Here is a 22,666-nt window from a genome sequence, read left to right on the forward strand (position 1 = left end):
CTCGTCATGCGCCCGGTCGGCGCCCCAGGGCGGTGGCGATCACCTCGCGCAGGATGCCGCGGCGGATGCCCCGGTTGCTCTGCCCCGCCACCGGTGCCCACCAGCCCTGCTCGCGCATGTCGCGCCCGGCGCGCACGAACTTTTCCAGCACGGCGTCGAAGTCGGCGTCGCTGACGTTCAGGCTGAAGATCAGCCGGCCCGTGCCCACCCAGCTCAGCGCCACACCGTGCCAGCGCAGCAGGTACTGCAGCATCCAGTTGTAGCGCGAGGGCTCGGTGTAGTTGATGGTCCAGATGCTGTGCAGGTTGGTCGCGCGCATGGGCAGGCCCTCGCGTTCCATGGTCTCGTTGAAGCGCCGGGCCCGTGCGTTCCAGCGCTCGTCCTGCCCTTCGTACACCGCCTGCACCTCGGGCGTCTGCAGGCGCTCCAGGAACACCGACATGCCGCCCATCACCTGCGGGTGCGCGTTGAAGGTGCCGCGCGCCAGGCAGAGGTCGGCCGGCCGGTCGGCGCGGAAGCGCTGCATCAGCGCGTGGCGGCCGCAGACCACGCCCACCGGGTAGCCTCCGGCCAGCGTCTTGCCGTAGGTGACCATGTCGGCCTTAACGCCGAAGTACTCCTGCGCGCCGCCCGGCGCGAGCCGGAAGCCGAGGAACACCTCGTCGAAGATCAGCACGATGCCGCGCTCGGTGCAGACCTCGCGCAGGCGCTGCAGCCAGGCGGTGTAGGCGGCGCGGTCGAAGTGGGCCTGCCGGCCACTGTCGACCAGGGCGGAGTCGGCGGGCGGCACGCGGTTGGTGTGCAGCGCCTGCAGCGGGTTGACCAGCACGCAGGCGATGTCGCGGCGCGTGCGCAGCACCCGCAGGCTGCGTTCGCTCATGTCGGCCAGGGTGTAGGTCTCGCGCGGTGGCAGCGGGTTGCCGGGGCCGGGCTGCACGTCCTCCCACCAACCGTGATAGGCGCCGGGGAAGCGCACCAGGTGGCGCTTGCGGGTGTGGAAGCGCGCCAGCCGAACCGCCTGCATCACGGCCTCGGTGCCGGACATGTGGAACGAGACCTCGTCCATGCCCGAGATCTCGCGCAGGCGCTGGACGTTGCCCGCCACGCAGGGGTGGTAGGCGCCGAGCACCAGCCCGAGGTCCTGCACGCGGGCCGCACCTTCGGCCATGCAGGCCTTGTAGAAGTCCACGCCGAACACGTTGACGCCGTAGGAGCCGGTGAGGTCGTGAAAGCGGTAGCCGTCCAGGTCGGTCAGCGTCACGCCGTCGGCCGACTGCACGAAGGCGCCGACCTTGAGCCGCTCGCTCACGATGGGGCTGAACTGGAAGGGCACGCGGTAGCGGCCGGTGAACTGCAGATCGGCCAGGCCTTCGCGGGCCTGCGCCGTCATCGCCAGCGTCTTCGGATGGCGGCTGGCGAGGCCGGCGGCGAGCGCCTCGAAGGCCGCGCGGCGCCGGGCCACCACCTCCGGCGCTGCACCGTCGCAGGCGAAGAACTCGGTCTCGTCGTAGGCGTAGCCCGGCAGCCAGCGCGCCAGCCGCTTGGCCATGCGCGAGTGCCCGGCCAGGGAACGGTGCTTGGCGCGCGAGAGGTCGATCCGGCGTTTGATCATCGGCGCTGCGAGGGCGAGCGCGCCCGCCGGCAGGGCAATTTCCAACAAGGACATGGGTTCGGGCTCCAGAGGGGATGTCGGCCCTGTTTCTATTTCAAGCGCGTGTCATCTCCATGAATCCCGTTGCCACCCTGCGCCGCATCGCGCAGCACGAAGACCTCAACTTCCTGCTGACCAACCGCGTGCCCCGCATCGCCCTCACCCACGCCATCGGCTGGTGGAGCCGCATCCGCCACCCCTGGGTGCGCGACCTCTCGCTGGCGGTCTGGAAGGCCTTCAGCGACCTGGACCTGAGCGACGCGAAACAGCAGCGCTTCGCCAGCCTGCACGACTGCTTCATCCGCGAGCTGCGCCCCGGCGCCAGACCAGTGGACCCACGCACCGGCGTCATCACCAGCCCCAGCGACGGCATCGTCGGCGCCTGCGGCCGCATCGAGGCCGTGGACGGCGAGCCCCAGGTGTTCCAGGCCAAGGGCTTTCCGTACAAGCTGGCCGAGCTGCTGGGCGACTCGGCCCACACCGCCGCGCTGTGTCGCGAACTGCAGGGCGGCAGCTATGTGACCCTGCGGCTCACGTCCAGCATGTACCACCGCTTCCACGCACCCTGCGACGCGCGGCTCGAACACGTCACCTACATCAGCGGGGACACCTGGAACGTGAACCCGATCGCGCTGCAGCGCGTGGAGCGCCTGTTCTGCCGCAACGAGCGCGCGGTGCTGCACCTGCGCCAGCCCGATGGCGCGCGCCTGCTGCTGGTGCCGGTGGCGGCGATCCTGGTGGCGAGCATGCGCCTGCACGCGCTGGACGTGCCGCTGAACCTGCGCTACCGCGGCCCCAACGAGCTGCCCTGCGACGCGCCCTGCACCAAGGGCCAGGAGCTGGGCTGGTTCGAGCACGGTTCGACCATCCTGGTGTTTGCACCGCCAGGGCACGTGCTGGCGCCGGGGCTGGCCACCGGGCAGACGCTGCGCATGGGGCAGCCGTTGCTGGTGCGCGAGGACAGGCGGCGTTCAAGCTGACGTCAGCTTTCTTTCACAAAACCGTCATCAAAAGCCGCTGGCCGGCCGGTAAGCTCGGTTGAACGGTTGTCTGACACCACGTCCGCACCGAACCACCAACGTTGGAAGAAAGGCCTCATGTGAAAGCCCTGAAGAAAGCCCGCAAGCTGATCGAAAACGCGCCCGAGTCCAGTGAAGCGCGCATCCTGTCGGCCCTGGTCGTCGCCCTCGAGTCGGAGGCGGCCTACCCGGTCAACGACCTCTACAAGCTCAACTTCGACAACTTCGAACTCGCGCTCGACCTGCTCAAGGAATGGCGCCTGGACCGCTACTACATGAGCAAGGTGCGCCTGCTGGACCTGTCGGTGCAGCTCGGCGACATGGAGAAGGCCGCAGCCGCCCCGGCCGCCCGGGAGGCGACGGCCAAGGCGGACTGAACCGGCCCGGGCTAGCGCCACCAGGGCGGCAACGCCCCGCGCTGGCGCAACTGCACGCGCCAGCGCTGCAAGGCCAGGAACTCCACCAGCCCACCCGCCAGACCACACACCACCACCCCCGCCTGCACGCACCGGCACAACAGGGTTGGCCGCGCGGGGCGGCGGGAAGGATCGCTGAAGCTGGCGGTCATGTTCTCTTCATTGCACAGGTCGGAGCCCCACGGTAGGGCCGGTCTGTGACAACCCTGTGTCACCCCGCCCATGAGCACCGCCCACCCGCTGCCCGAGTTGCAGACGCTCGAACGGCTGATCGAGCTGGGCGGCCAGCACCTGCAGGCGCGGCCGGTGCGCCATGTCTCAATCCCCGGCGGTCCGGGCTTTCCAGTCTGGGCCATCACCCTGGGCAGCCCCGATCCGCACTGCCCCGGCGTCGGCTACTTCGGCGGCGTGCACGGGCTGGAGCGCATCGGCGCGGAGGTGGTGATCGCCTTTCTGCAGAACATCGTCACCCGGCTGGGCTGGGACCGTTCGCTGCACCGCTTGCTGGAAGATGTGCGGCTGGTGTTCATGCCCATCGTCAACCCCGGCGGCATGTGGGCCGCGACCCGCGCCAACCCGCGCGGTGTGGATCTGATGCGCAACGCTCCGGTGGAGGCGCGCGAGAAGGTGCCCTGGCTGATGGGCGGCCAGCGCCTGAGCGCCGGCCTGCCCTGGTACCGCGGCCGCCTGGGCGATCCGCTGGAAACCGAGAGCGCGGCGCTGTGCGAGGTGGTGCAGGCCGAGCTGCTGGCGCGCCCGTTCTCGCTGGCGCTGGACTGCCACTCGGGCTTCGGCATCAGCGACCGGCTGTGGTTCCCCTTCGCCCACACGCGCAAGCCCATCCCCCACCTGGCCGAGGTGCGGGCGCTCAGGACCATCTTCGAGCAGGCGCACCACCACCATCCCTACATCATCGAACCGCAGAGCGCCCAGTACCTGACCCACGGCGACCTCTGGGACCACCTCTACCTGCAGGCCTGCACCGACCCGGCGCGCACCTTCCTGCCGCTGACGCTGGAGATGGGATCGTGGCTGTGGGTCAAGAAGAACCCGCGCCAGCTGTTCTCGCGCAAGGGCATCTTCAACCCGCTCATCGGCCACCGGCAGCAGCGTGTGCTGCGGCGCCACCTGGCGCTGCTGGACTTCCTGGCGCGCGCCGCCGGCAGCCATGCGCAGTGGACACCCGCGCCGCACGAGCGCGCCGATGGCCACGCCCAGGCGCTGGCCGACTGGTTCTGAAAGGATGGCAGCCATGAGCAACTGGGTGTTCCTGCGCGGACTGACCCGCGAATCGGCGCACTGGGGAGATTTCCCGCAGCGCTTCGCAGCTGCTCTGCCCGGCGCCCGCGTGCACCTGATCGATCTGGCCGGCAACGGCCTGCGCTGCCACGAGCGCAGCCCGGCCGCGGTGGCCGCCATGGTGGCCGACGGCCGGGCGCAGTGCCAGCGCCTGGGCCTCACCGGCCCGGTGCACCTGCTGGCCCTGTCGCTGGGTGGGATGGTGGCCACAGAGTGGCTGCACAGCGCGCCCCAGGACATCGCGTCGGCGGTGCTGGTCAACACCAGCATGCGGCCCTTCAGCCCGATGCACCGGCGGCTGCGGCCGCACAACCTGCCGACGCTGCTGCGGCTGGTGTTTGGCCGCCCCTCGCCCGACGCGGCCGAGCGGCTGATCTGGCGCATGACCAGCGCGCAGACCGGGGTGGACGAGGCGGTTATGGCCACCTGGGTCGCTGCGCGGCGGCAGCGCCCGGTGCAGGCGGCCAACGCGCTGCGGCAGCTGCTGGCGGCGGCCCGCTTCCGGGCCCCCGCCCAGGCGCCGCAGCGGCCAGTGCTGGTGCTGACCAGCCGAGGAGACCGGCTGGTCCACACCAGTTGCTCGGAAGCGCTCGCGCGGGCCTGGGGCAGCCCGCTGGCGCGGCACCCCGGCGCGGGGCACGACTTGCCGCTGGACGACCCTGGGTGGGTGATCGAACAGGTGCGCGACTGGGTGGAGCGGCGGTCGTCACGGCCATGACACACGAGGCGCCTAGGCTGCGGCGCTTTGTGTCCATCCCTTCCATCGCCACCATGCCCCTGTTCCGCCTGACCGCGCCGGCCTTTGCATCCGCGCTCACTTTCGTCGTCGCATTCGCCACCACCACACCCGCCCTCGCCGCCCCGCCCACGGGCCGCTTCGCCATGGTCCACCACCTGCCGGTGGACGGCGTGGCCGAGATCATCACCGCCACCCCCGACGGCCGGACCCTGCTCTACACCAGCGCCGATGCTGGCGCCCTGGGCCTGGTGGACATCCGCGATCCGGCCCGCCCGGCCCACCTGCCGCGCGTGGACGTGCGCCTGGGCGGCGTGGGTGAGCCCACCTCGGTGGCGGTCAGCCCCGACGGGCGCTACGCCGTGGTGGCCATGCGCATGGACGACGACGTGGCCAACGCGCGCCGCGGCTTCCTGCGCATCTACGACGTGCGCGACCCGCAAGCGGTCCGGCATGTGAAAGACATCACCGTGGGCGTCGGCCCCGACTCGCTGGCCCTGGCCGGCAGCGGCAAGACCCTGCGTGCCATCGTTGCCATCGAGGACGAAGAGACCGACGCCAAGGGCGACGCCACGCTGGACGGCAAGCGCCCCGGCCGCATCGACGTGGTGGGCCTGCAGGACCTGTACGTGGCCACCTCCAGCGGCCTGCAGAGCATCGAGCTGGTGGAAGCGCTGAAGTCCCTGCCCGGCGCGATCTACCCGCAAGACCCACAGCCGGAGTTCGTGTCCATCTCGCCGGACGGCCGCACCGCCGCCGTGACGCTGCAGGAGAACAACGCCGTGGCCCTGCTCGACCTGCGCCACCCGCGCCAGGCCCGTCTGCTGCGGGTGCTCTCCGCCGGCACGGTGGAACGCAAGGGCAACGCCGACCTGCAGCGCGACAAGGAGATCGGCTTCAAGGACAGCTTCAGCGGCCGGCGCGAACCCGACGCCGTCACCTGGGTGTCCAACGACGTGTTCGCCCTGGCCAACGAGGGCGACGGCAAGAAGGGCGCGGACGGCAGCCTGCCCGGTGGCCGCGGCTTCACCCTCATGAACACCCGCGGCGCCGTGGTGTACGAAACCGGCGAGCGCACCGAGCAGCAGGCGGTGCTGCACGGCCACTACCCCGACAGCCGCTCGGCCGCCAAGGGTGTGGAGATCGAGGGCATCACCAGCGCCCGCTTCGGCGGCCGGCCGTACCTGCTGGTGGGCTCGGAGCGCGGCGCCTTCCTGGAGGTGCACGAGGTCAGCGACCCGCAGCAGCCGCGCTTCGTGCAGCTGCTGCCCACCGGAATGTCGCCCGAGGGCATCACCACCATCACGCGCCGCGCCGACGGCCAGCAGCTCGCTGTGACGGCCAACGAAGGCGACGGCTCGATCAACCTCTACCGCTTCCACGCCCAGGGCGCGCCAGCGGGCGAACCGCAGATCGTCGCGCGCGATGGCTCCATGCCCTGGGGCGCGCTCTCGGGCCTCACCACCGACGGCAGCCACCTCTACACCGTGCCGGACAACGCGTTCGGACAGTCGCGCATCTGGCGCCTGAACATGGCCGAGGCCGCGCGGGGCCGCGTGGTGATCGACCAGGTGGTACCGCTGACCGAGCAGGGCCAGCCGCTGAAGGTGGACCCCGAAGGCATCGCCCGCGTGGCCGATGGCTTCTGGATCGCCTCCGAAGGCGCCACCGTCGACGGCAACGAGCTGATCAAGGTGAACGCGGCCGGCGCGGTGCAGCAGCGCATCAAGCTGCCCGCCAGCGTGCAGGCGAAGTTCGCGAATGCGAAGACCAGCACCGGCTACGAGGGCGTGGCCGCCAGCGCCGACGGACAGACGCTCTACATGGCCGTCCAGCGCGGCTACGACCTGTCCAGGCCGCAGGCGGCCATCCTCAAGCTGCACCTGCCCACCATGGCCTGGACCAGCGCGTTCTACCCGCTGGAGCAGCACAGCAAGGACGCCAAGACCTACTGGATGGGGCTGTCGGAAATCCAGCTCATGGAAGGCGGCCCCGGCAGTCAGGACGACCGCCTGCTGCTGCTCGAACGCGACAAGGGCGGTGGCGAAGGCCGCGCCATCCACGCCGAGGTCAAGCGGGTCTACAGCGTCGACGCGGCCGATGTGGTCGAGGGCGCGGTGCTGAAAAAGACCTTGGTGAAGGACCTGCGCCAGGACTTCCACTGGCTGCACGAGAAGGCCGAAGGCATGGTGGTCTTCCAGGGCGGCCTCTGGGTCGTGAACGACAACGACGGCGCCGGCTGGACCCGCCTGCTCAACGCGGGCAAGCCTTGATGAAAGCCCTGTGACAGCGTTGTCTGCTGCGTGTTTTGTAGCAACAGCGACACACTGTCACGAAGTTTTTATACCCGCCGGTTGCAATGGCACCACCTGAATGTCTTTTGCATCAGGTGGGCATCCGCCCCACACGTTCCAACGAATCCAACAAGGAAACATCATGAAGAAGAGCCTGATCGCTCTGGCCGTGCTGGCCGCTTCCGGCGCCGCCATGGCCCAATCCTCCGTCACCGTGTACGGCCGCGTCGACCTGTCGGTCGGCAGCCTCAAGGAGCTCGACAAGGGCAGCCAGACCAAGCTGTTCAACGGCGGTGACGGCGGTCTGACGACCTCGCGTCTGGGCTTCCGCGGGTCCGAAGACCTGGGTGGAGGCCTCAAGGCCAACTTCAAGCTGGAGCACCGCCTGAACGCCGACGACGGCACCTCGCAGGACCCGTTCTGGAAGGGCGAGTCGACCGTGAGCCTGGCCGGTGGCTTCGGTGAAGTCAAGCTGGGCCGCAGCTCCACCATCTACGACGAAGTGCGTGGCCTGGCGCTCAGCTCCAACGTGTTCGACTCCGCCTTCACCCCCGCCTCCAACGGCGTCTGGGGCTCGGGTGGCGACTACAGCAGCCGGTTCAACAACAAGATCACCTACGCCCTGCCCAAGCTGGGCGGCGTGTACGGCGGCATCGAGTACGCACTCGACGAAGACGCCACGGTGGACGCCAACATGCTGGGTGCCAAGATCGGCTACAAGGCCGGCCCGCTGGACGTGGCCCTGGGCCTGCAGCAGGAAAAGGGCAAGGACAACGACTACATGCTGATCGCCGCCGCCTACGACCTGGGCGCCGTGAGCCTCTCGGGTGGCTACAACACCCGCCGCGGCAACGACGAAAAGGGCGACGACAACGAGCTGACCGTGGGCCTGAACGTGCCGATGGGCAACGTCAACCTGTCGTTCGGCTTCGCCACCAGCAAGACCGAAATCGGTGGTTCCACCGCCGCCAAGTCCTCGGGCTTCGGCGTCGGCGCCACCTACGCCCTGTCCAAGCGCACCAAGGTGTACGGCGGCTTCCGTTCGCACAACGTGAAGGACGGCGCCGGCACCAAGACGGCCGACACCCGCCTGTTCGCCGTGGGCCTGCGCCACGACTTCTGAGCACCCTTTCCGGGGAAGTTGCGCAGGGGGAACTTCCGAATCCGCAATCAGAGTCTGCGCAACATTTTGATGCCACCGGCGGTCACACGCCGGTGGCTTTTTTCATTCGTCGACCGGGGTGAGCTTGGCCACCGACAGCGCCAGCCACTTGACACCGTGGCGGCTGAAGTTCACCTGCGCCCGGGCATCGGCGCCGGCGCCTTCGAGCGCCAGCACCTTGCCTTCACCGAACTTGTTGTGGAACACCTTCTGGCCGGTGCGGATGTCCACACCGCGGTCGGGTTCGCTGGCCTTGGGCGGCGGCGTGCCGCTGCCGGTGGACAGGAAACCCGGCGACCAGGCCGGGTTCGCGGCCGGTGATCCGCCGGTGGCGTACAGACCCCGGCGCCCGCCCTGCCACCCGCCCACCGACGGCGCCGCGGCGGCCCAGGCCGGTTGTGGCGGCGTGAGCCACTTCAGGCAGGCCTCGGGCAGCTCGTCGAAAAAGCGGCTCTTCATGTTGTAGCGCGTCTGGCCGTGCAGCATGCGCGTCTGCGAATGGCTCAGGTACAGGCGCTTGCGCGCGCGGGTGATGGCCACGTACATCAGGCGGCGCTCTTCCTCCAGCCCGTCGCGGTCGCTCATCGAGTTCTCGTGCGGGAACAGTCCTTCTTCCAGACCGGTGATGAACACGCAGTCGAACTCCAGGCCCTTGGCGGCGTGCACCGTCATCAGCTGCACCGCGTCCTGCCCGGCCTGGGCCTGGTTGTCGCCGGACTCCAGCGCGGCGTGCGTGAGGAAGGCGGCCAGGGGGCTGAGGGTTTCGCCGGTTTCGGCGTCGGGGGCCAGCGATTCGTTCAGCAAAGGCGCGTCCGGGTCCAGGCCCTGGCTGACCGGGCTTTGCGACAGGCTCGTGCCGTGTTCATCGACCGGCAGCGCCACCGCGTCGCGGCCGAAGCCCTCCTGCATCACGAAGCTCTCGGCGGCGTTGACCAGTTCCTCCAGGTTCTCCACCCGGTCCTCGCCTTCGCGCTCGTTGCGGAAGTGTTCGATCAGGCCGCTCTTGTCGAGCACCAGCTCGATGATCTCCTTGAGGGTCATGGCCTCCGTCTTCTCGCGCATCACATCCAGCAGCGCGACGAAGTTGGCAATGGCGGTGCCGGCGCGCCCGGTCACGCCGCTCACCGCGTCGTGCAGCGAGCAGCCGCTGGCACGCGCCACGTCCTGCAGCTGCTCCACGCTGCGCGCGCCGATGCCGCGCGGCGGAAAATTCACCACGCGCAGAAAGCTGGTGTCGTCGTGCGGGTTCTCCAGCAGCCGCAGGTAGGCCAGCGCGTGCTTGATCTCGGCGCGCTCGAAGAAGCGCAGGCCACCATACACGCGGTAAGGAATGGCGGCGTTGAACAGCGCGGTCTCGACCACGCGGCTCTGCGCGTTGCTGCGGTAGAGCACCGCCATCTCGCTGCGCGGCGTGCCCTCGCGTTCGAGCTGCTTCATCTCGTCCACCATCCACTGCGCCTCGGCGAAGTCGCTCACCGATTCGTAGACGCGCACCGGTTCGCCCGCGCCCGCGTCGGTGCGCAGGTTCTTGCCCAGGCGGCGGCTGTTGTGGCTGATGAGCTCGTTGGCGGTGTTGAGGATATTGCTGGCGCTGCGGTAGTTCTGCTCCAGCTTGATCTGGTGCTTCACCTGGAACTCGCGCACGAAATCGGCCATGTTGCCCACGCGCGCGCCGCGGAAGGCGTAGATGCTCTGGTCGTCGTCGCCCACGGCGAACACGGCGTTGCCCGAGGCCGGCAGGCCTTCGAGCGGCGGCGAGGAGAACATCTTGATCCAGGCGTACTGCAGGCGGTTGGTGTCCTGGAACTCGTCGATCAGGATGTGCTTGAAACGCCGCTGGTAGTGCACGCGGATCGGGTCGTTGTCGCGCAGCACCTCGTAGCTGCGCAGCATCAGCTCGCCAAAGTCCACCACGCCTTCGCGCTGGCACTGCTCTTCGTAGAGCTGGTAGATCTCGACCTTGCGCCGCGTCTCGTCGTCGCGCACCACCACGTCGCGCGGGCGCTGGCCATCTTCCTTGCAGCCGCTGATGAACCACTGCAGTTGCTTGGGCGGGAAGCGCTCATCGTCCACGTTGTGCTGCTTGCACAGGCGCTTGATGGCCGAGAGCTGGTCCTGCGTGTCCAGGATCTGGAAGGTCTGCGGCAGGCCGGCCGCCTGGTGGTGCGCGCGCAGGAAGCGGTTGCACAGGCCGTGGAAGGTGCCGATCCACATGCCGCGCACGTTCACCGGCAGCATGGCGGTCAGGCGGGTCATCATTTCCTTGGCCGCCTTGTTGGTGAAGGTCACTGCCATGATGCCGCCCGGCCCCGCCTGACCGCTCTGCAGCAGCCAGGCGATGCGGGTGGTGAGCACCCGGGTCTTGCCCGAGCCGGCACCGGCCAGGATGAGGGCGTGTTCGGGCGGCAGGGTGACGGCCGCGGCCTGCTCGGGGTTCAGGCCCGCGACCAGCGGGGTGGGATCTTCAAACAGCATCCGGGGATTGTAGGAAGCGGCCCGCCATACAGCCCTTCGTATAGCCCTCATATGCGCACGGCGCCACCCACGCCGGGTGGCATCGGCCTAGAATCAATCACCGGGCCCAAGCAATTGCGCCCGGTTTTTGTTTTCCGGCGTCCGGAAGACGCGAACCGGCCAGTTCCAAGCGCCTTTTCACCAACCCACCCCCGACCGCGGGGTGACTGAAAGGCCCACATGGAAATCTTCGACTACGACAACATCCTGCTGCTGCCGCGCAAATGCCGCGTGGAAAGCCGCAGCGAATGCGACCCCTCCATCGAGTTCGGCGGCCGGCGCTTCAAGCTGCCGGTGGTGCCTGCCAACATGAAGACGGTGCTGGACGAGTCCATCAGCGAATGGCTGGCCGCCAACGGCTACTTCTACGTGATGCACCGCTTCGACCTGGACAACGTGGCCTATGCGAAGCGCATGCGCGAGAAGGGCCTGTTCGTCTCGATCAGCTCGGGCGTGAAGGCACCGGACTACGAGGTGATCGACCGCCTGGCCGCCGATGGCGTGGGCGCCGACTACATCACCATCGACATCGCGCACGGCCACGCCGAAAGCGTGCGCCTGATGATCGAGCACATCAAGAAAAAACTGCCGAACGCCTTCGTGATCGCCGGCAACGTGGCCACACCCGAAGCCGTGATCGACCTGGAGAACTGGGGCGCGGACGCGACCAAAGTGGGCGTCGGCCCAGGCAAGGTCTGCATCACCAAGCTCAAGACCGGCTTCGGCACCGGCGGCTGGCAGCTCTCGGCGCTCAAGTGGTGCGCACGCGTGGCGACCAAGCCCATCATCGCGGACGGCGGCATCCGCCACCACGGTGACATCGCCAAGAGCGTGCGCTTTGGCGCCACCATGGTGATGATCGGCTCGCTGTTCGCCGGCCACGAGGAATCGCCCGGCCAGACGGTCGAGGTCGACGGCAAGCTCTACAAGGAGTACTACGGCTCGGCCAGCGACTTCAACAAGGGCGAATACAAGCACGTCGAAGGCAAGCGCATCCTCGAGCCCATCAAGGGCCGGCTGGCCGACACGCTGCGCGAGATGCAGGAAGACGTGCAGAGCTCGATCAGCTACGCGGGTGGCACGCAGCTGAGCGACCTGAAGAAAGTGAACTACGTGATCCTCGGCGGCGAGAACGCCGGCGAGCACCTGTTCATGTGAGGTCCAGCAGCTGGCGCGCCAGGTGGTTCAGCCGGTGGCGCGGCTGCACCAGCGCGTCCAGCACGCTGAAATGGTTGAGGCCCGGCAGGGTCTCACAGATCGGCACCACGGCCTCGCCCCAGGTCTCGCGGATCAGGCGGGCCTGGCGCTGGAACTCGGCGCTCTCGTCGCCGCCGGCCACGCTCAGCAGCACCCCCCGCTCCTCCTCGGTGTCGGGCTGCGCCTTGGGCAGCCAGGCCGGGCTCGCCATGCGCACCTGTTCGGGCGTCAGGCGCAGCGAGTCCTTGAGGAAGGGTGTGTGGCGCAGCGGCTCCAGGTCGAACACGCCGGAGATCGACAGCGCGTTGTAGACCAGGTCCTCGGGCAGATCGGGCGCAAAGCGCGACCATTCGCAGGCCAGCAGCATCGCCGCCAGGTGCCCGCCCGCCGAGTGGCCGACGACGGAAATGCGGCGCGGGTCGCCGCCGTGCACCGCGATGTGGCGGTAGGTCCAGACCAGGGCCTGCACCATCTGCATCGTGATGTCTGAAATCGTGACCGCCGGGCACAGCGCGTAGTTCGGAATCACCACGCAGGCGCCCTGCTTCACGAAGGCCGGAGCCAGGAAGCTGTGGTCCGACTTGTCCAGGCTGCGCCAGTAGCCGCCGTGAATGAACACCAGCACTGGCGCCAGCGGGTCGCTGTCGCGGCGCTGAGCGGGGAACAGGTCCAGCGTCTCACCCGGTCCGTGCCCGTAGGCCAGGTCGGGCAGGCAGACCAGATGTTCGCGCGCTGCCTTCGAATCACGCGCCCAGCGCTCGAAGTACTGCGCATGGTCGGGTACCAGGGCGCGGTTGTTGTACTGGGCGTCGAGCCAGGCCGGGTCGGGTGGGAGGGGCGTGTTCATGGCTGGAAATTGTGTCACGGGGAAGCGTCAGGCCATTGACAGCCTGCTGGCGACCGAGTTGACGTATTCTGTATACAGAGTACAGAATACACATCATGACCGCCCAGTTGCTGCAACTCGAAACCGCGCCCGACCTGGTCGACCAGGTCTACCGCGCCCTGCTGGATGCCATCAGCGCGGGCGCGCTGGCGCCCGGGCAACGGATCACGCAGGAAGAGCTGGCAGAGCGCCTGGCGGTCTCGCGCCAGCCGGTGATGCAGGCGCTGCGCCTGCTCAAGCGCGACGGTTTCGTGCAGGACGCGCCGCTGGCGGGCAACGCCGGCCGCTGCCGTGGCCTGCAGGTGACGCCGCTGGACCCGGCCTGGATCGCGCAGGTGTATGAGGTGCGCGGCGCGCTGGACACCCTGGCCGCCCGGCTGGCCGCCGAGCGCCGTGCGCACCTCGATCCGGCGCTGATCGAACAAGGCCGCCAGGCCGTGGAAGCCGGCGACATCAAGGCCATGATCGACGCCGATCTGGCCTTTCACCGCGCGCTCTACCAGGCCTCGGCCAACCCGCTGATCGAACAGAGTGCCCTGCTGCATTGGCACCACATCCGCCGCGCCATGGGCGAGGCCCTGCAGCACGATGGCCTGCGCGACCCGGTCTGGGACGAACACACCGCCATCGCACAGGCCGTGGCGCAGGGCGATGCGGAGCATGCCGAAGCCCTGATGCGCGAGCACAGCCTTCAGGCCAGCCTGTACCTGGGTGCCCAGGCAGCCCCCGCTGCCAGCGCGCCCAGCCCCGACAACTCCGTGGTTCGTTGAACCACTTCAAGCGGTTTCCGGGACACTCCCGGAAACCGCTTTTTTTTTATTCCCCCGGATTCATGACCTCCGCATCCGCCACCGCGCCCCTGTCCATTGCCGTGCTGGGCATCGGCATGATGGGCTTTCCCATGGCCCGCCGCCTGTGCGAGGCCGGCCACCGCGTCAGCGCCTGGAACCGCTCGCGCGCCAAGGCCGAGCGCCTGCTGCCTGTCGGCGCCCAGGTGTTCGACCGCCCGGCCGACGCCGTGGCCCAGGCCGACCTTGTGGTCTGCTTGCTCGAAGACGGCCACGTGGTCGAAGACGTGCTGTTCGGCTTGGGCACGACCGATGGCCTGCGCCCCGGCAGCCTGGTGATCGACATGTCGTCCATCCAGCCGCGCCAGGCACGCGACCACGCTGCGCGGCTCGCCGCGTTGGGCGTGCACCACCTCGATGCGCCGGTCTCGGGCGGCACCGTCGGCGCCGAGGCTGGCACGCTGGCCATCATGGCGGGCGGCAAGCCAGCCGATTTCGAGCGCGCCCTGCCCGTCTTTGCCACGCTCGGTCGTGCCACCCATGTGGGCCCGCACGGCTCGGGACAACTGGCCAAACTGGCGAACCAGATGATCGTGGGCATCACCATCGGCGCTGTGGCCGAAGCCCTGCTGCTGTGCGAGAAGGGCGGCGCCGACATGGGCAAGGTGAAGCAGGCCATCAGCGGCGGCTTTGCCGACAGCCGCATCCTGCAGGTGCACGGCCAGCGCATGGTCGAGCGCGACTTCGCCAAACGAGCCGCCATCACGGTGCAGCTCAAGGACATGCGCAATGCGCTCACCACCGCCAGCGAAGTCGGGTTCGATGCACCGATCACCGGCCTGTTCGAGCAGTTGTTCGCCCAGGCCGCCGAGCACGGCCTGGCCGATCTGGACCACTCGGCCCTGTTCATGGAACTGGCCAGCCGCAACGGGATGAACTGAATCAGGAGGGGAAATCCCCCCCTTATCTCCCGGTCCGCAGGCGCTGGCCTGCCGAGAATCTCCAGGGTATGCACCGCAATCCCAAGGAGCCCCTGGCGTGAACCCGTCCACCCTGATCGGCATGGTGGCCAGCGTGGCGCTGATGGCCGTCATCCTGCTGTTCGGCTCCGACAAGCCGGGCAACTTTATCGACGCCCCCAGCATCGCCATCGTGCTCGGCGGCACGCTGGCGGCCACCTTCCTGAGCTACCCGCTGCGCGAGGTGCTGCGCGTGTTCCACCTGGTCTCGCAGGTGATGCGCGAGGAAAAGCTCAACACCAAACAGGACATCGAGGAGCTGGTGGGCCTGTCCAAGCTCTGGGTGCAGGGCGACCTGCAGGCGGTGGAGAAGGCGCTGACCCACGTGACCAACCCCTTCCTGCGCACCGGCGTGCAGCTGGTGATCGACCGCACGCCCGAGGAAGAGATCATCGACCTGCTGCAGTGGCGCATCGCCCACCTGCGCCAGCGCGAGGCGGCGGAGGCGCAGCTGTTCCGCGTCATGGCCAGCTACGCGCCGGCCTTCGGCATGCTGGGCACGCTGCTGGGCCTGATCAACCTGATGGACCTGGTCGGCAGCGGCGACATGGGCGCCATCGGCTCCCAGCTGGCCATCGCCCTGGTCACCACCTTCTACGGCGTGCTGCTGGCCAACCTCGTGTTCAAGCCCATCGCTGTGAAGCTGGAGCGCCGCACCGAGCAGCGCCTGGTGCTGATGAACATGGTGCTCGAAGGCATCTCGATGATGTGTGTGGGCCGCAGCCCCTCGCTGATGCGCGAGACGCTCAAGGCCTTTGTCGCCCAGTACGACGACGAAATCGATGACCGCCGGCGCCCCGCACGCCCGGCCACCCGCTGAGCCATGGCCGTCGTTCCACAGACAGGCCCGTCCCCTGCACGGCAGCTCCGCGTGTCGACCGCGGTCGGCCGCTACCGGCGCTGGCACGTCGATTCCCGCGTGGAGGTGGAAGAAGAGGGCTGGCTCATCACCTACCTGGACGTGATCACGCTGATCCTGGTGCTGATGGTGGTGCTGCTCGCCTTCGCGGGCCCGGGCAAAGGCAAGGACGGCCAGCAGGTCAAGGCAGACAGTGCGCCCACACAGGCCAGCGGACCGGTGCCCGGCGCACCCTACCCCAGCGGCAGCATCGTGCCGCCCGCGGTGCCGCCGACCTCGCCCGAGCCACTGGCCGTGCCAGCCGCCCCTCCCCTGCCCAAGACGCTCAACGGCCTGCCGCTGGACCAGCTGGGTGCGGACGTGGAGATCATCATGACGGACGACGCGGTGCGCTTCCGCATCAGCAGCGAGATCCTGTTCGAGTCGGGCGCGGCCCACCTGGCCGCAGAAGGCCAGCCCGTGCTGGACCGGCTGATTCCCCTGCTCAACAGCGATCCGAACCTCCGCCTGGTGGTCGAAGGCCACACCGACAGTGTCCCGATCCAGACCGAGCGCTTCCCCTCCAACTGGGAGCTGTCCACAGGACGCGCCGCCGCTGTGGCGCGCTACCTGATCGAACGGGGCGTGGCACCGCAGCGTGTGCAAGCCAGCGGCTTCGCCGACACGCGCCCGCTGGGCTCGCGCGACAACCCGGTCGACCGGGTGCACAACCGGCGCGTGGAGCTGACGATGGAGCGGATACCGTCGGACCTCGGGACTCCCAGATGACCGGACCGCCAACACGGAAGGGCTGAAAACTCGGCTACCCTCGGGTCCAGCAGACACGTCGTCCTTGTTTCTGGACCCTCCTCCCGCATGTCAGTTCCCACAACGACGCCCGGACCCATTCACGCGGCGCCGCCGACATCTTCCCTGGCCATCGAATCGCTGGTGATCGCACTTGTGTTCACCGCCCTTGCGTTCTGGCTGAACGCCAACCAGAGCCTTTCATGGGCCGACGAGGGCTTGCTCTGGTATGGCAGCCAGCAGGTGCACGCAGGCAACGCTCCCGTGCGCGACTTCTATTCATACGATCCGGGGCGCTACTACTGGACCGCCGCGTTCTACAGGCTGGTGGGCGACCAGAGCTTGCGAGCCACCCTGTTCGCTGCCACAAGTTTTTCGTGGGTGGCGCTGACGGCCCTTCTGATTTCGCTTGGAAAGTCCGGACTGGCCCGCCCTTGGCGAATCGTGCTGGCACTCGCCATCACCGTGGCCTTCGCATATCCCCGCCACAAGGTCTTTGACCAGTCGCTGTCGCTGCTGCTGGCCAGCGCGATTCTGCTCGTGCTCGCCAGGCCCCGGTCGGGTAGATACTGGTTCCTGTTCGGGGTACTGACAGGCCTAGCCGCCTGCATGGGCCGCAACCACGGCGTGTTCTTTGTGGCTGGCGCCATGCTCACCGGGGGCTACCTTCTGTGGACCGGCGCAGCGGTGCGGCTGGGCACCACCGTTGCAGCGTACGCGCTGGGCACCGCCATCGGATACCTGCCCGTCCTGGCCCTCTGCGTGGTCGAACCGGGCTTCGGGCCTGCGTTCTGGGAATCGATCCTGCTGACCAGCCAATGGCAGCTCAAGCTGCCGGTCGCGTTTCCATGGCGCGTCAGCACCGAAGGCCTGCCTGCCCTCCGGGCGCTGCACTTGCGCGTGTTCTCGTGGATGTGTCTGGCCATACCTGGCAGTTACCTGGTCGCCCTGGCCTGGACTGCAGTCCGGGCACGGCGAGGCACGGCCTCTCCATTGATGCTTTCGATGGCCGCGATGTCCCTGGCTGGTATCCCCTACCTGCATCAGGCATTTGATCGGGCCGACTTCGACCACTTCGTTCAGGGCGTCCTTCCTGCCTTTGCACTGTTTGTCTGCGTGGCAGCGGCCGCGGCGTCGGGGCGCTGGCTGCAGGCTGCAGGCCGCGGTTGCGGCATTCTTGCGCTGGGTCTGCTCGTGCTCCTATGGCTCCCGTATGTCCCCCACGTGCGCATGTCGCTGATGGAGCGACAGGCCCCGGGATCAACCGCGCAGTTCGACATGGACGGAACGAGCTATCGAATCGAGCAGTACCAGGCGAGGCTGCTGACCACGGTGCAGCGCATGGCCCTCCAGTGCCACGTGAGCGACCGCCAATTCCTGGCCGCCCCCCACTTCCCGGGCCTCTACGCGTTTCTCGGCATCCAGGCGCCCGCCTGGGAAAGCTACTATCTTCACAACCGGCCTCAGCCCATGCAGGAGCGGCACCTGCGTGCCATGGGAGAGGTGAAACTGGCGGTTGTGGCGACCGAATCGACCATCGACCAGCTTGATCGCCTGCTGTTCCGCAACATGCACCCGGCCAGCCAGGAGCTTCTTGACAGTGAATTCGAAAAGTCGCTGTTGCTGGAGTTTCCATATCCCCTCACGATTTACACCCGTCCGAAGTCATGCCCAACAACGCCGTCAACTCCCTGACATCCGGTTCGCCAGCTGTCTCCATCGTTGTTCCGGTCTACCGCAGCGCCCAGATCCTTCCCACGCTGGTGGAAGAAACCCGCCAGGCCATGCAGTCACTGGGGCTTGAAAACCGCTTCGAGATCGTTTTCGTGAACGATGCAAGCCCGGACAACAGCTGGGAGACCATCCGCACGATCGCCGCCCAACACTCGTTCGTGCGTGGCCTGCGGCTGCGCAAAAATGTCGGCCAGCACAACGCGCTGATGGCAGGCCTGCGCCAGTCCCGCGGAGAACTGGTCGTCCTGATGGATGATGATCTGCAGCACCCGCCCCAGGCCATCGGCGCCATGATCGACGCCCTGTCCAAAGGGTTCGACGTCTGCTACACGCGGTATCGCAACCGCCAGCATGCGACGTGGAAACGCCTCGGAAGCCGATTCAACGATGCCGTCGCGAGCCTCTTGCTCGACAAACCCAGGAACCTGTACCTGTCATCGTTCAAGGCCATGCGCCGCCCGGTGGTGGACGAGGTCATCAAGTACGACGGCCCCTTCACCTACCTCGATGGCCTGATCCTGGGTGTCACTGGCTCGATCACGAGCGTGGACATCGAGCATCGAAGCCGGCTCGAAGGAGCCAGCAATTACACGGTCCGGAAACTGATCTCCCTCTGGCTGAAAATGGCCACCAGCTTTTCCGTCGCCCCTCTTCGGCTGGCGACCTATCTGGGCTTCCTGCTGTCGGGCATCAGCGTGCTGATGATTCTCTTTGTGGTGGTTTCCCGCCTGACCCATCCGGATTTCGCGCCAGGGTGGGCCTCGTTGATGGCCGCCATCCTGCTGATCGGAGGCATACAGACCTTCTGCATCGGGCTGATCGGCGAGTACCTCGGCAGGACCTATCTGAAGATCAATGGCAAGCCCCAGTACTCCATTGCCGAAGTCACTGACCAACCGGTGCAAGCCCCATGAGTCGCCCCGAATTTGACGAGTTTGCAGGACGCTATGACGAGTTGCTGGCGGGCTCGATGCCGGAAGGTCTCAACGAAGATGCCTATTTCGCCAGCTACAAGATCGACCTGGTCGCCAGCCGGCACCCCCGCAACACGGTCCACCGGATTCTGGACTACGGCTGCGGCGAGGGGCGGAGTCTTCCCTACCTGCGCGACCGGTATCCAGACGCACAACTCTGGGGTTTCGATGTTTCCGAGCAGTCGATCTCGATGGCATCCCAACGGGTACCGGACGCGAGAGTCTCGGCCGACTGGCGGGAGATCACGGCCACGCACTTCGACCTGATCATCGCTGCCAACGTTTTTCATCACATCCCGCTGGACGCGCGTGAAGCGGCCCTGAGCGACTGCCGCGACGTGCTGGCCCCCGGCGGTTGCCTGTACGTGTTCGAGCACAACCCGTACAACCCGGTCACCCGCCACGTGTTCGAGAACTGCCCGTTCGACGTTCATGCGGAAATGCTGACGATGCGCCAGACCACCCAACTCGCCACCAACAGCGGTCTGCATATCCTTCACCGGGCATATACCCTGTTTTTTCCCAGGCCCCTGAAGGTGCTGCGCCCGCTCGAACGTTTCATGGGCAGGCTGCCTCTCGGAGCCCAGTACTATGTACAAATGGGTCGGTGAGCTCAGGCTGCTGCGCCGCTACATCGGAAGTGGTGCCGTCAATACCCTGGTAGGTGTCGCGGTCATCGTAGGCCTGACCTGGCTCGGCCTGAACCCGTTTCTGGCGAATGCCATCGGCTATGTTGTGGGCCTGATCACGGGCTACGTGGCATCCCGCTTCTATACCTTCCAGAGCCGAGGACCGGTGGGCCAGGAGACGGCGCGCTACCTGACCGCCTTCGGCGTCGCTTACGGAATCAACGTCGCCACGCTGCACGTGTTTCTGTCCTTTGTTCCACAGCATCCGGCGGCGGGTCAGGTGCTGGGAGCGGTGGCGTATTCCTCCTCCATGTATTTGTTCAGCAGGTTTTTTGTTTTCACGCACCGCGACAGGGGTGCTTTGGTAAAATCCAGGCCGCCGGGGACGTAGCTCAGCTGGGAGAGCGTCGCGTTCGCAATGCGAAGGTCGGGAGTTCGATCCTCCTCGTCTCCACCACACCATCACCAAGATCGGCCCACGGCCGATGTCCGGCCTCACATCCGCCAGCGCCCCCAGACCTTCTGTGGCCTTCGACTGGCCGCCACGTGGTGCCACGCTTTCCGCAAAAACACACCTCGCCAATCAGTGAAAACCCGAAGACTGATAAAATAATATGATACACACCATATGTGTGCTTTTTTGTTGCCCATCCAAAGGAAGTCCTGTCCATGAACACCGAACTGAAACTGGCCGTGTTGGCCGCCGCTGTTGCGCTGGCCGCCTGTGGCAAGAAAGAAGAGGCCGCTGCCCCAGCCGCTGAAGCCACCGCACCCGCTGCGGGCGAGCTGGTGGTCCGGATCGGCCACGTGGGCGCCACCAGTGGCGCGGTGGCCCATCTGGGCAAGGACAACGAAAATGGCGCCCGCCTGGCCATCGAAGAACTCAACGCCGCGGGCGTGAAGATCGGCAACCAGACCGCCCGCTTCGAGCTGCTGGCCGAAGACGACGCCGCCGATCCCAAGCAGGCCACCGCGGCCGCGCAGAAGCTGGTCGACACCAACGTCAACGGCGTGGTCGGTCACCTGACCTCCGGCGCCACGCTGCCGGCCTCGCTCATCTATCACGAGGCCGGCATTCCGCAGATCACCCCCTCGTCCACCAACCCCAAGTTCACCCGCCAGGGCTTCCCCGGTGCGTTCCGTCTGGTGGCCGACGACACCCAGCAAGGCGGTGCCATGGGTCGCTACACGGTGCAGGGCCTGAAAGCCAAGACCGTGGCCGTCATCGATGACCGCACCGCCTATGGCCAGGGCCTGGCCGACGAGTTCGAGAAGGCCGCCAAGGCCGCCGGCGCCGAGGTGGTGGGCCGCGAATACACCAACGACAAGGCCACCGACTTCAACGCCATCCTCACCTCGCTCAAGGACAAGAAGCCGGACGTCATCTTCTTCGGTGGCATGGACGCCGTGGGCGGCCCGATGCTGCGCCAGATGAAGACGCTGGGCTACACCTCCAAGCTGGTGGGCGGCGACGGCCTGTGCACCGCCGAGATGATCACCCTCTCGGCCGAGGCCCTGGGCGACGGTCAGGTGTACTGCGTGGAGGCCGGTGGCGTGGACGGGGATGAAGTCGCAGCCAACGACAAGTTCCGCGCCGACTTCAAGGCCAAGTACGGTGTGGACGTGCAGGCCTACGCCGGCTACGCCTACGACGGCGTGAAGCTGCTGGCCAGCGCCATGCAGGCCGCCGGTTCGGCCGACCCGAAGCAGTACCTACCCGCGCTCAAGGCCATCCAGTACCAGGGCGCGTCCGGCAAGGTGGTGTTCGACGACAAGGGCGACCGCCAGAACGCCGCACTCACCCTCTACACCTTCAAGGCAGGCCAGCGCGAGAAGCTCGCCGTGATCCGCTGACCGTCCCCCGCGGGTGGCCGGGCAACGGCCCGGGCACCCGCACACCACCCTGATCAGGGTTTTCCCTTTATCGCCAAGTCCTATAGAGGACTAGAGTTCATACCCATGAACTCTTCCCTCCGACTGGTGACATCCCCGGAACCCGGCGTCAGCCGCTACGCCACGCTGGCACAGGCGCTGCGGGCCCGCGTGGTGGCGGGCGAGTGGTCGCCCGGCTCCGCCCTGCCCGCCGAAAGCCAGCTGGCCAAAGAACACGGCGTGGCCCTGGGCACCATGCGCCGCGCGCTGGAACTGCTGGTGGAACAGGGCTTCATCGAGCGCATCCACGGCCGCGGCACCTTCGTCCGCCAGGGGCTGGCCGGGGCGTCCATGCTGCGCTTCTTCCGTTTCGACAGCGGCACCGGCGAGGTGCCCGTCTCCCGCATCCTGCAGCGCAGCCGGGTCAGCGCCCCGGCGGCCGTCTCGCGCGCGCTGGGCATCGGCGCCGGCGAGCCGGTGCTGCGCGTGCACCGCCTGCGCCTGATGGCCGAGCAGCCGCGCCTGTTCGAGGAACTCTGGCTGCCGCTGGACCTGTTCGCGCCGCTGGCCGACGACGACCTGGCGTCCTGGGACGACCTGCTCTATCCCATGTTCGCGCGCAAGCTGCAGGTGCACATCCACCGCGCGCTGGACGACATCGGCTTCGGCCAGCTCAGTGCTGCGCAGGCCCGCCACCTGGGCCTGCCCGCCGGCCACCCCTGCGCGCAGGTGCAGCGCTCGGCCTACGACCTCTCGGGCCGCTGTGTGGAGCTGCGCATCACGCGCGGCGACGCGCACGCCTTCCACTACACCGTCAACATCACCTGAAGG

At 67.6% G+C, this 22,666-nt stretch carries 21 protein-coding genes and 1 tRNA gene; 18 read left to right on the plus strand and 4 right to left on the minus strand.

The features are described 5' to 3' along the window. Positions 1-4 precede the first annotated feature (4 nt). Positions 5-1,666: an aminotransferase class III-fold pyridoxal phosphate-dependent enzyme gene (locus HPS01S_RS17760; RefSeq protein ID WP_066159074.1), complete on the minus strand. Its 1,662-nt coding sequence runs from the start codon at positions 1,664-1,666 to the stop codon at positions 5-7. Positions 1,667-1,725: 59 nt separating this feature from the next. Here HPS01S_RS17760 and asd point away from each other — a divergent pair, with 59 nt between their 5' ends. After that, positions 1,726-2,631, plus strand: coding sequence for an archaetidylserine decarboxylase (asd, locus tag HPS01S_RS17765; RefSeq protein WP_066159210.1), 906 nt, complete (start codon positions 1,726-1,728; stop codon positions 2,629-2,631). Positions 2,632-2,750: 119 nt separating this feature from the next. Further along, positions 2,751-3,047: a hypothetical protein gene (locus tag HPS01S_RS17770; RefSeq protein WP_066159077.1), complete on the plus strand. Its 297-nt coding sequence runs from the start codon at positions 2,751-2,753 to the stop codon at positions 3,045-3,047. Between the two features lie 11 nt (positions 3,048-3,058). Here HPS01S_RS17770 and HPS01S_RS17775 read toward each other — a convergent pair whose 3' ends face one another. Beyond that, positions 3,059-3,238, minus strand: coding sequence for a hypothetical protein (locus HPS01S_RS17775; protein ID WP_066159080.1), 180 nt, complete (start codon positions 3,236-3,238; stop codon positions 3,059-3,061). Between the two features lie 70 nt (positions 3,239-3,308). Here HPS01S_RS17775 and HPS01S_RS17780 point away from each other — a divergent pair, with 70 nt between their 5' ends. The 4 genes from HPS01S_RS17780 (at position 3,309) to HPS01S_RS17795 (ending at position 8,538) form a co-directional block, all read left to right on the plus strand. Then, positions 3,309-4,325: a M14 family zinc carboxypeptidase gene (locus HPS01S_RS17780; protein ID WP_066159082.1), complete on the plus strand. Its 1,017-nt coding sequence runs from the start codon at positions 3,309-3,311 to the stop codon at positions 4,323-4,325. Between the two features lie 13 nt (positions 4,326-4,338). Then, positions 4,339-5,103 (plus strand): alpha/beta fold hydrolase, encoded by a 765-nt coding sequence (locus HPS01S_RS17785; RefSeq protein ID WP_084397489.1) that lies wholly within the window; start codon positions 4,339-4,341, stop codon positions 5,101-5,103. A 53-nt stretch (positions 5,104-5,156) separates the two neighbouring features. After that, positions 5,157-7,394 (plus strand): esterase-like activity of phytase family protein, encoded by a 2,238-nt coding sequence (locus HPS01S_RS17790; RefSeq protein WP_169803955.1) that lies wholly within the window; start codon positions 5,157-5,159, stop codon positions 7,392-7,394. A 163-nt stretch (positions 7,395-7,557) separates the two neighbouring features. Continuing rightward, positions 7,558-8,538 carry a porin gene (locus tag HPS01S_RS17795; RefSeq protein ID WP_066159091.1) on the plus strand — a complete coding sequence of 327 codons (981 nt, stop codon included), beginning with the start codon at positions 7,558-7,560 and terminating at the stop codon, positions 8,536-8,538. Between the two features lie 102 nt (positions 8,539-8,640). On the opposite strand, the gene HPS01S_RS17800 is transcribed toward HPS01S_RS17795, so the two are convergent. Next, positions 8,641-11,052 carry a UvrD-helicase domain-containing protein gene (locus HPS01S_RS17800; protein ID WP_066159093.1) on the minus strand — a complete coding sequence of 804 codons (2,412 nt, stop codon included), beginning with the start codon at positions 11,050-11,052 and terminating at the stop codon, positions 8,641-8,643. A gap of 219 nt (positions 11,053-11,271) precedes the next feature. Between HPS01S_RS17800 and HPS01S_RS17805 the strand changes: the two genes are divergently transcribed. Continuing rightward, positions 11,272-12,249 (plus strand): GMP reductase, encoded by a 978-nt coding sequence (locus HPS01S_RS17805; protein WP_066159096.1) that lies wholly within the window; start codon positions 11,272-11,274, stop codon positions 12,247-12,249. Here HPS01S_RS17805 and HPS01S_RS17810 read toward each other — a convergent pair. After that, entirely contained in the window at positions 12,242-13,135 is an 894-nt protein-coding gene (locus HPS01S_RS17810) for an alpha/beta hydrolase (RefSeq protein ID WP_066159098.1), read from the minus strand. The two genes, HPS01S_RS17805 and HPS01S_RS17810, sit on opposite strands and share 8 nt — an antisense overlap. A 95-nt stretch (positions 13,136-13,230) precedes the next feature. Between HPS01S_RS17810 and HPS01S_RS17815 the strand changes: the two genes are divergently transcribed. The 11 genes from HPS01S_RS17815 to HPS01S_RS17865 all read left to right on the plus strand — a co-directional run bounded on the left by HPS01S_RS17815 (position 13,231) and on the right by HPS01S_RS17865 (position 22,663). Further along, positions 13,231-13,944: a GntR family transcriptional regulator gene (locus HPS01S_RS17815; RefSeq protein ID WP_066159100.1), complete on the plus strand. Its 714-nt coding sequence runs from the start codon at positions 13,231-13,233 to the stop codon at positions 13,942-13,944. Positions 13,945-14,006: 62 nt separating this feature from the next. After that, positions 14,007-14,903, plus strand: coding sequence for an NAD(P)-dependent oxidoreductase (locus HPS01S_RS17820; protein ID WP_066159103.1), 897 nt, complete (start codon positions 14,007-14,009; stop codon positions 14,901-14,903). A gap of 97 nt (positions 14,904-15,000) precedes the next feature. Continuing rightward, on the plus strand, positions 15,001-15,801 hold the full coding sequence (locus HPS01S_RS17825; RefSeq protein WP_066159106.1) for a motility protein A: 801 nt from the start codon (positions 15,001-15,003) through the stop codon (positions 15,799-15,801). 51 nt (positions 15,802-15,852) lie between these two features. Then, the gene (locus HPS01S_RS17830) at positions 15,853-16,608 is read left to right on the plus strand and encodes an OmpA/MotB family protein (RefSeq protein WP_066159109.1); all 756 of its coding nucleotides are present in this window, start codon (positions 15,853-15,855) and stop codon (positions 16,606-16,608) included. A gap of 87 nt (positions 16,609-16,695) precedes the next feature. Continuing rightward, on the plus strand, positions 16,696-18,321 hold the full coding sequence (locus HPS01S_RS17835) for a hypothetical protein (RefSeq protein ID WP_157576429.1): 1,626 nt from the start codon (positions 16,696-16,698) through the stop codon (positions 18,319-18,321). Then, positions 18,294-19,274 carry a glycosyltransferase family 2 protein gene (locus tag HPS01S_RS17840; RefSeq protein ID WP_084397496.1) on the plus strand — a complete coding sequence of 327 codons (981 nt, stop codon included), beginning with the start codon at positions 18,294-18,296 and terminating at the stop codon, positions 19,272-19,274. Before HPS01S_RS17835 ends, HPS01S_RS17840 begins: the two co-directional genes overlap by 28 nt. Further along, the gene (locus tag HPS01S_RS17845) at positions 19,271-19,945 is read left to right on the plus strand and encodes a class I SAM-dependent methyltransferase (protein ID WP_066159114.1); all 675 of its coding nucleotides are present in this window, start codon (positions 19,271-19,273) and stop codon (positions 19,943-19,945) included. Before HPS01S_RS17840 ends, HPS01S_RS17845 begins: the two co-directional genes overlap by 4 nt. Next, complete coding sequence (locus HPS01S_RS17850) at positions 19,926-20,354, plus strand: GtrA family protein (protein ID WP_066159116.1); 429 nt, start codon at positions 19,926-19,928, stop codon at positions 20,352-20,354. Before HPS01S_RS17845 ends, HPS01S_RS17850 begins: the two co-directional genes overlap by 20 nt. Further along, positions 20,345-20,420, plus strand: a tRNA-Ala gene (locus HPS01S_RS17855). Before HPS01S_RS17850 ends, HPS01S_RS17855 begins: the two co-directional genes overlap by 10 nt. Before the next feature lie 212 nt (positions 20,421-20,632). After that, on the plus strand, positions 20,633-21,817 hold the full coding sequence (locus HPS01S_RS17860; RefSeq protein ID WP_066159119.1) for a branched-chain amino acid ABC transporter substrate-binding protein: 1,185 nt from the start codon (positions 20,633-20,635) through the stop codon (positions 21,815-21,817). A gap of 105 nt (positions 21,818-21,922) precedes the next feature. After that, positions 21,923-22,663, plus strand: coding sequence for a GntR family transcriptional regulator (locus HPS01S_RS17865; protein ID WP_066159122.1), 741 nt, complete (start codon positions 21,923-21,925; stop codon positions 22,661-22,663). Positions 22,664-22,666: the final 3 nt, after the last annotated feature.

This window comes from Hydrogenophaga pseudoflava NBRC 102511 (genome assembly GCF_001592285.1).
GTDB lineage: Bacteria > Pseudomonadota > Gammaproteobacteria > Burkholderiales > Burkholderiaceae_C > Hydrogenophaga > Hydrogenophaga pseudoflava.

What these genes read in the sequence shown, in the direction of transcription:
- asd (WP_066159210.1), top strand. Translation starts at nt 1,726, where the DNA reads ATGAATCCCGTTGCCACCCTGCGCCGCATCGCGCAGCACGAAGACCTC.
- HPS01S_RS17785 (WP_084397489.1), top strand. Translation starts at nt 4,339, where the DNA reads ATGAGCAACTGGGTGTTCCTGCGCGGACTGACCCGCGAATCGGCGCAC.
- HPS01S_RS17865 (WP_066159122.1), top strand. Translation starts at nt 21,923, where the DNA reads ATGAACTCTTCCCTCCGACTGGTGACATCCCCGGAACCCGGCGTCAGC.
- HPS01S_RS17815 (WP_066159100.1), top strand. Translation starts at nt 13,231, where the DNA reads ATGACCGCCCAGTTGCTGCAACTCGAAACCGCGCCCGACCTGGTCGAC.
- HPS01S_RS17850 (WP_066159116.1), top strand. Translation starts at nt 19,926, where the DNA reads ATGTACAAATGGGTCGGTGAGCTCAGGCTGCTGCGCCGCTACATCGGA.
- HPS01S_RS17820 (WP_066159103.1), top strand. Translation starts at nt 14,007, where the DNA reads ATGACCTCCGCATCCGCCACCGCGCCCCTGTCCATTGCCGTGCTGGGC.
- HPS01S_RS17860 (WP_066159119.1), top strand. Translation starts at nt 20,633, where the DNA reads ATGAACACCGAACTGAAACTGGCCGTGTTGGCCGCCGCTGTTGCGCTG.
- HPS01S_RS17840 (WP_084397496.1), top strand. Translation starts at nt 18,294, where the DNA reads ATGCCCAACAACGCCGTCAACTCCCTGACATCCGGTTCGCCAGCTGTC.
- HPS01S_RS17845 (WP_066159114.1), top strand. Translation starts at nt 19,271, where the DNA reads ATGAGTCGCCCCGAATTTGACGAGTTTGCAGGACGCTATGACGAGTTG.
- HPS01S_RS17835 (WP_157576429.1), top strand. Translation starts at nt 16,696, where the DNA reads ATGTCAGTTCCCACAACGACGCCCGGACCCATTCACGCGGCGCCGCCG.
- HPS01S_RS17790 (WP_169803955.1), top strand. Translation starts at nt 5,157, where the DNA reads ATGCCCCTGTTCCGCCTGACCGCGCCGGCCTTTGCATCCGCGCTCACT.
- HPS01S_RS17805 (WP_066159096.1), top strand. Translation starts at nt 11,272, where the DNA reads ATGGAAATCTTCGACTACGACAACATCCTGCTGCTGCCGCGCAAATGC.
- HPS01S_RS17760 (WP_066159074.1), bottom strand. Translation starts at nt 1,666, where the DNA reads ATGTCCTTGTTGGAAATTGCCCTGCCGGCGGGCGCGCTCGCCCTCGCA.
- HPS01S_RS17780 (WP_066159082.1), top strand. Translation starts at nt 3,309, where the DNA reads ATGAGCACCGCCCACCCGCTGCCCGAGTTGCAGACGCTCGAACGGCTG.
- HPS01S_RS17810 (WP_066159098.1), bottom strand. Translation starts at nt 13,135, where the DNA reads ATGAACACGCCCCTCCCACCCGACCCGGCCTGGCTCGACGCCCAGTAC.
- HPS01S_RS17775 (WP_066159080.1), bottom strand. Translation starts at nt 3,238, where the DNA reads ATGACCGCCAGCTTCAGCGATCCTTCCCGCCGCCCCGCGCGGCCAACC.
- HPS01S_RS17800 (WP_066159093.1), bottom strand. Translation starts at nt 11,052, where the DNA reads ATGCTGTTTGAAGATCCCACCCCGCTGGTCGCGGGCCTGAACCCCGAG.
- HPS01S_RS17795 (WP_066159091.1), top strand. Translation starts at nt 7,558, where the DNA reads ATGAAGAAGAGCCTGATCGCTCTGGCCGTGCTGGCCGCTTCCGGCGCC.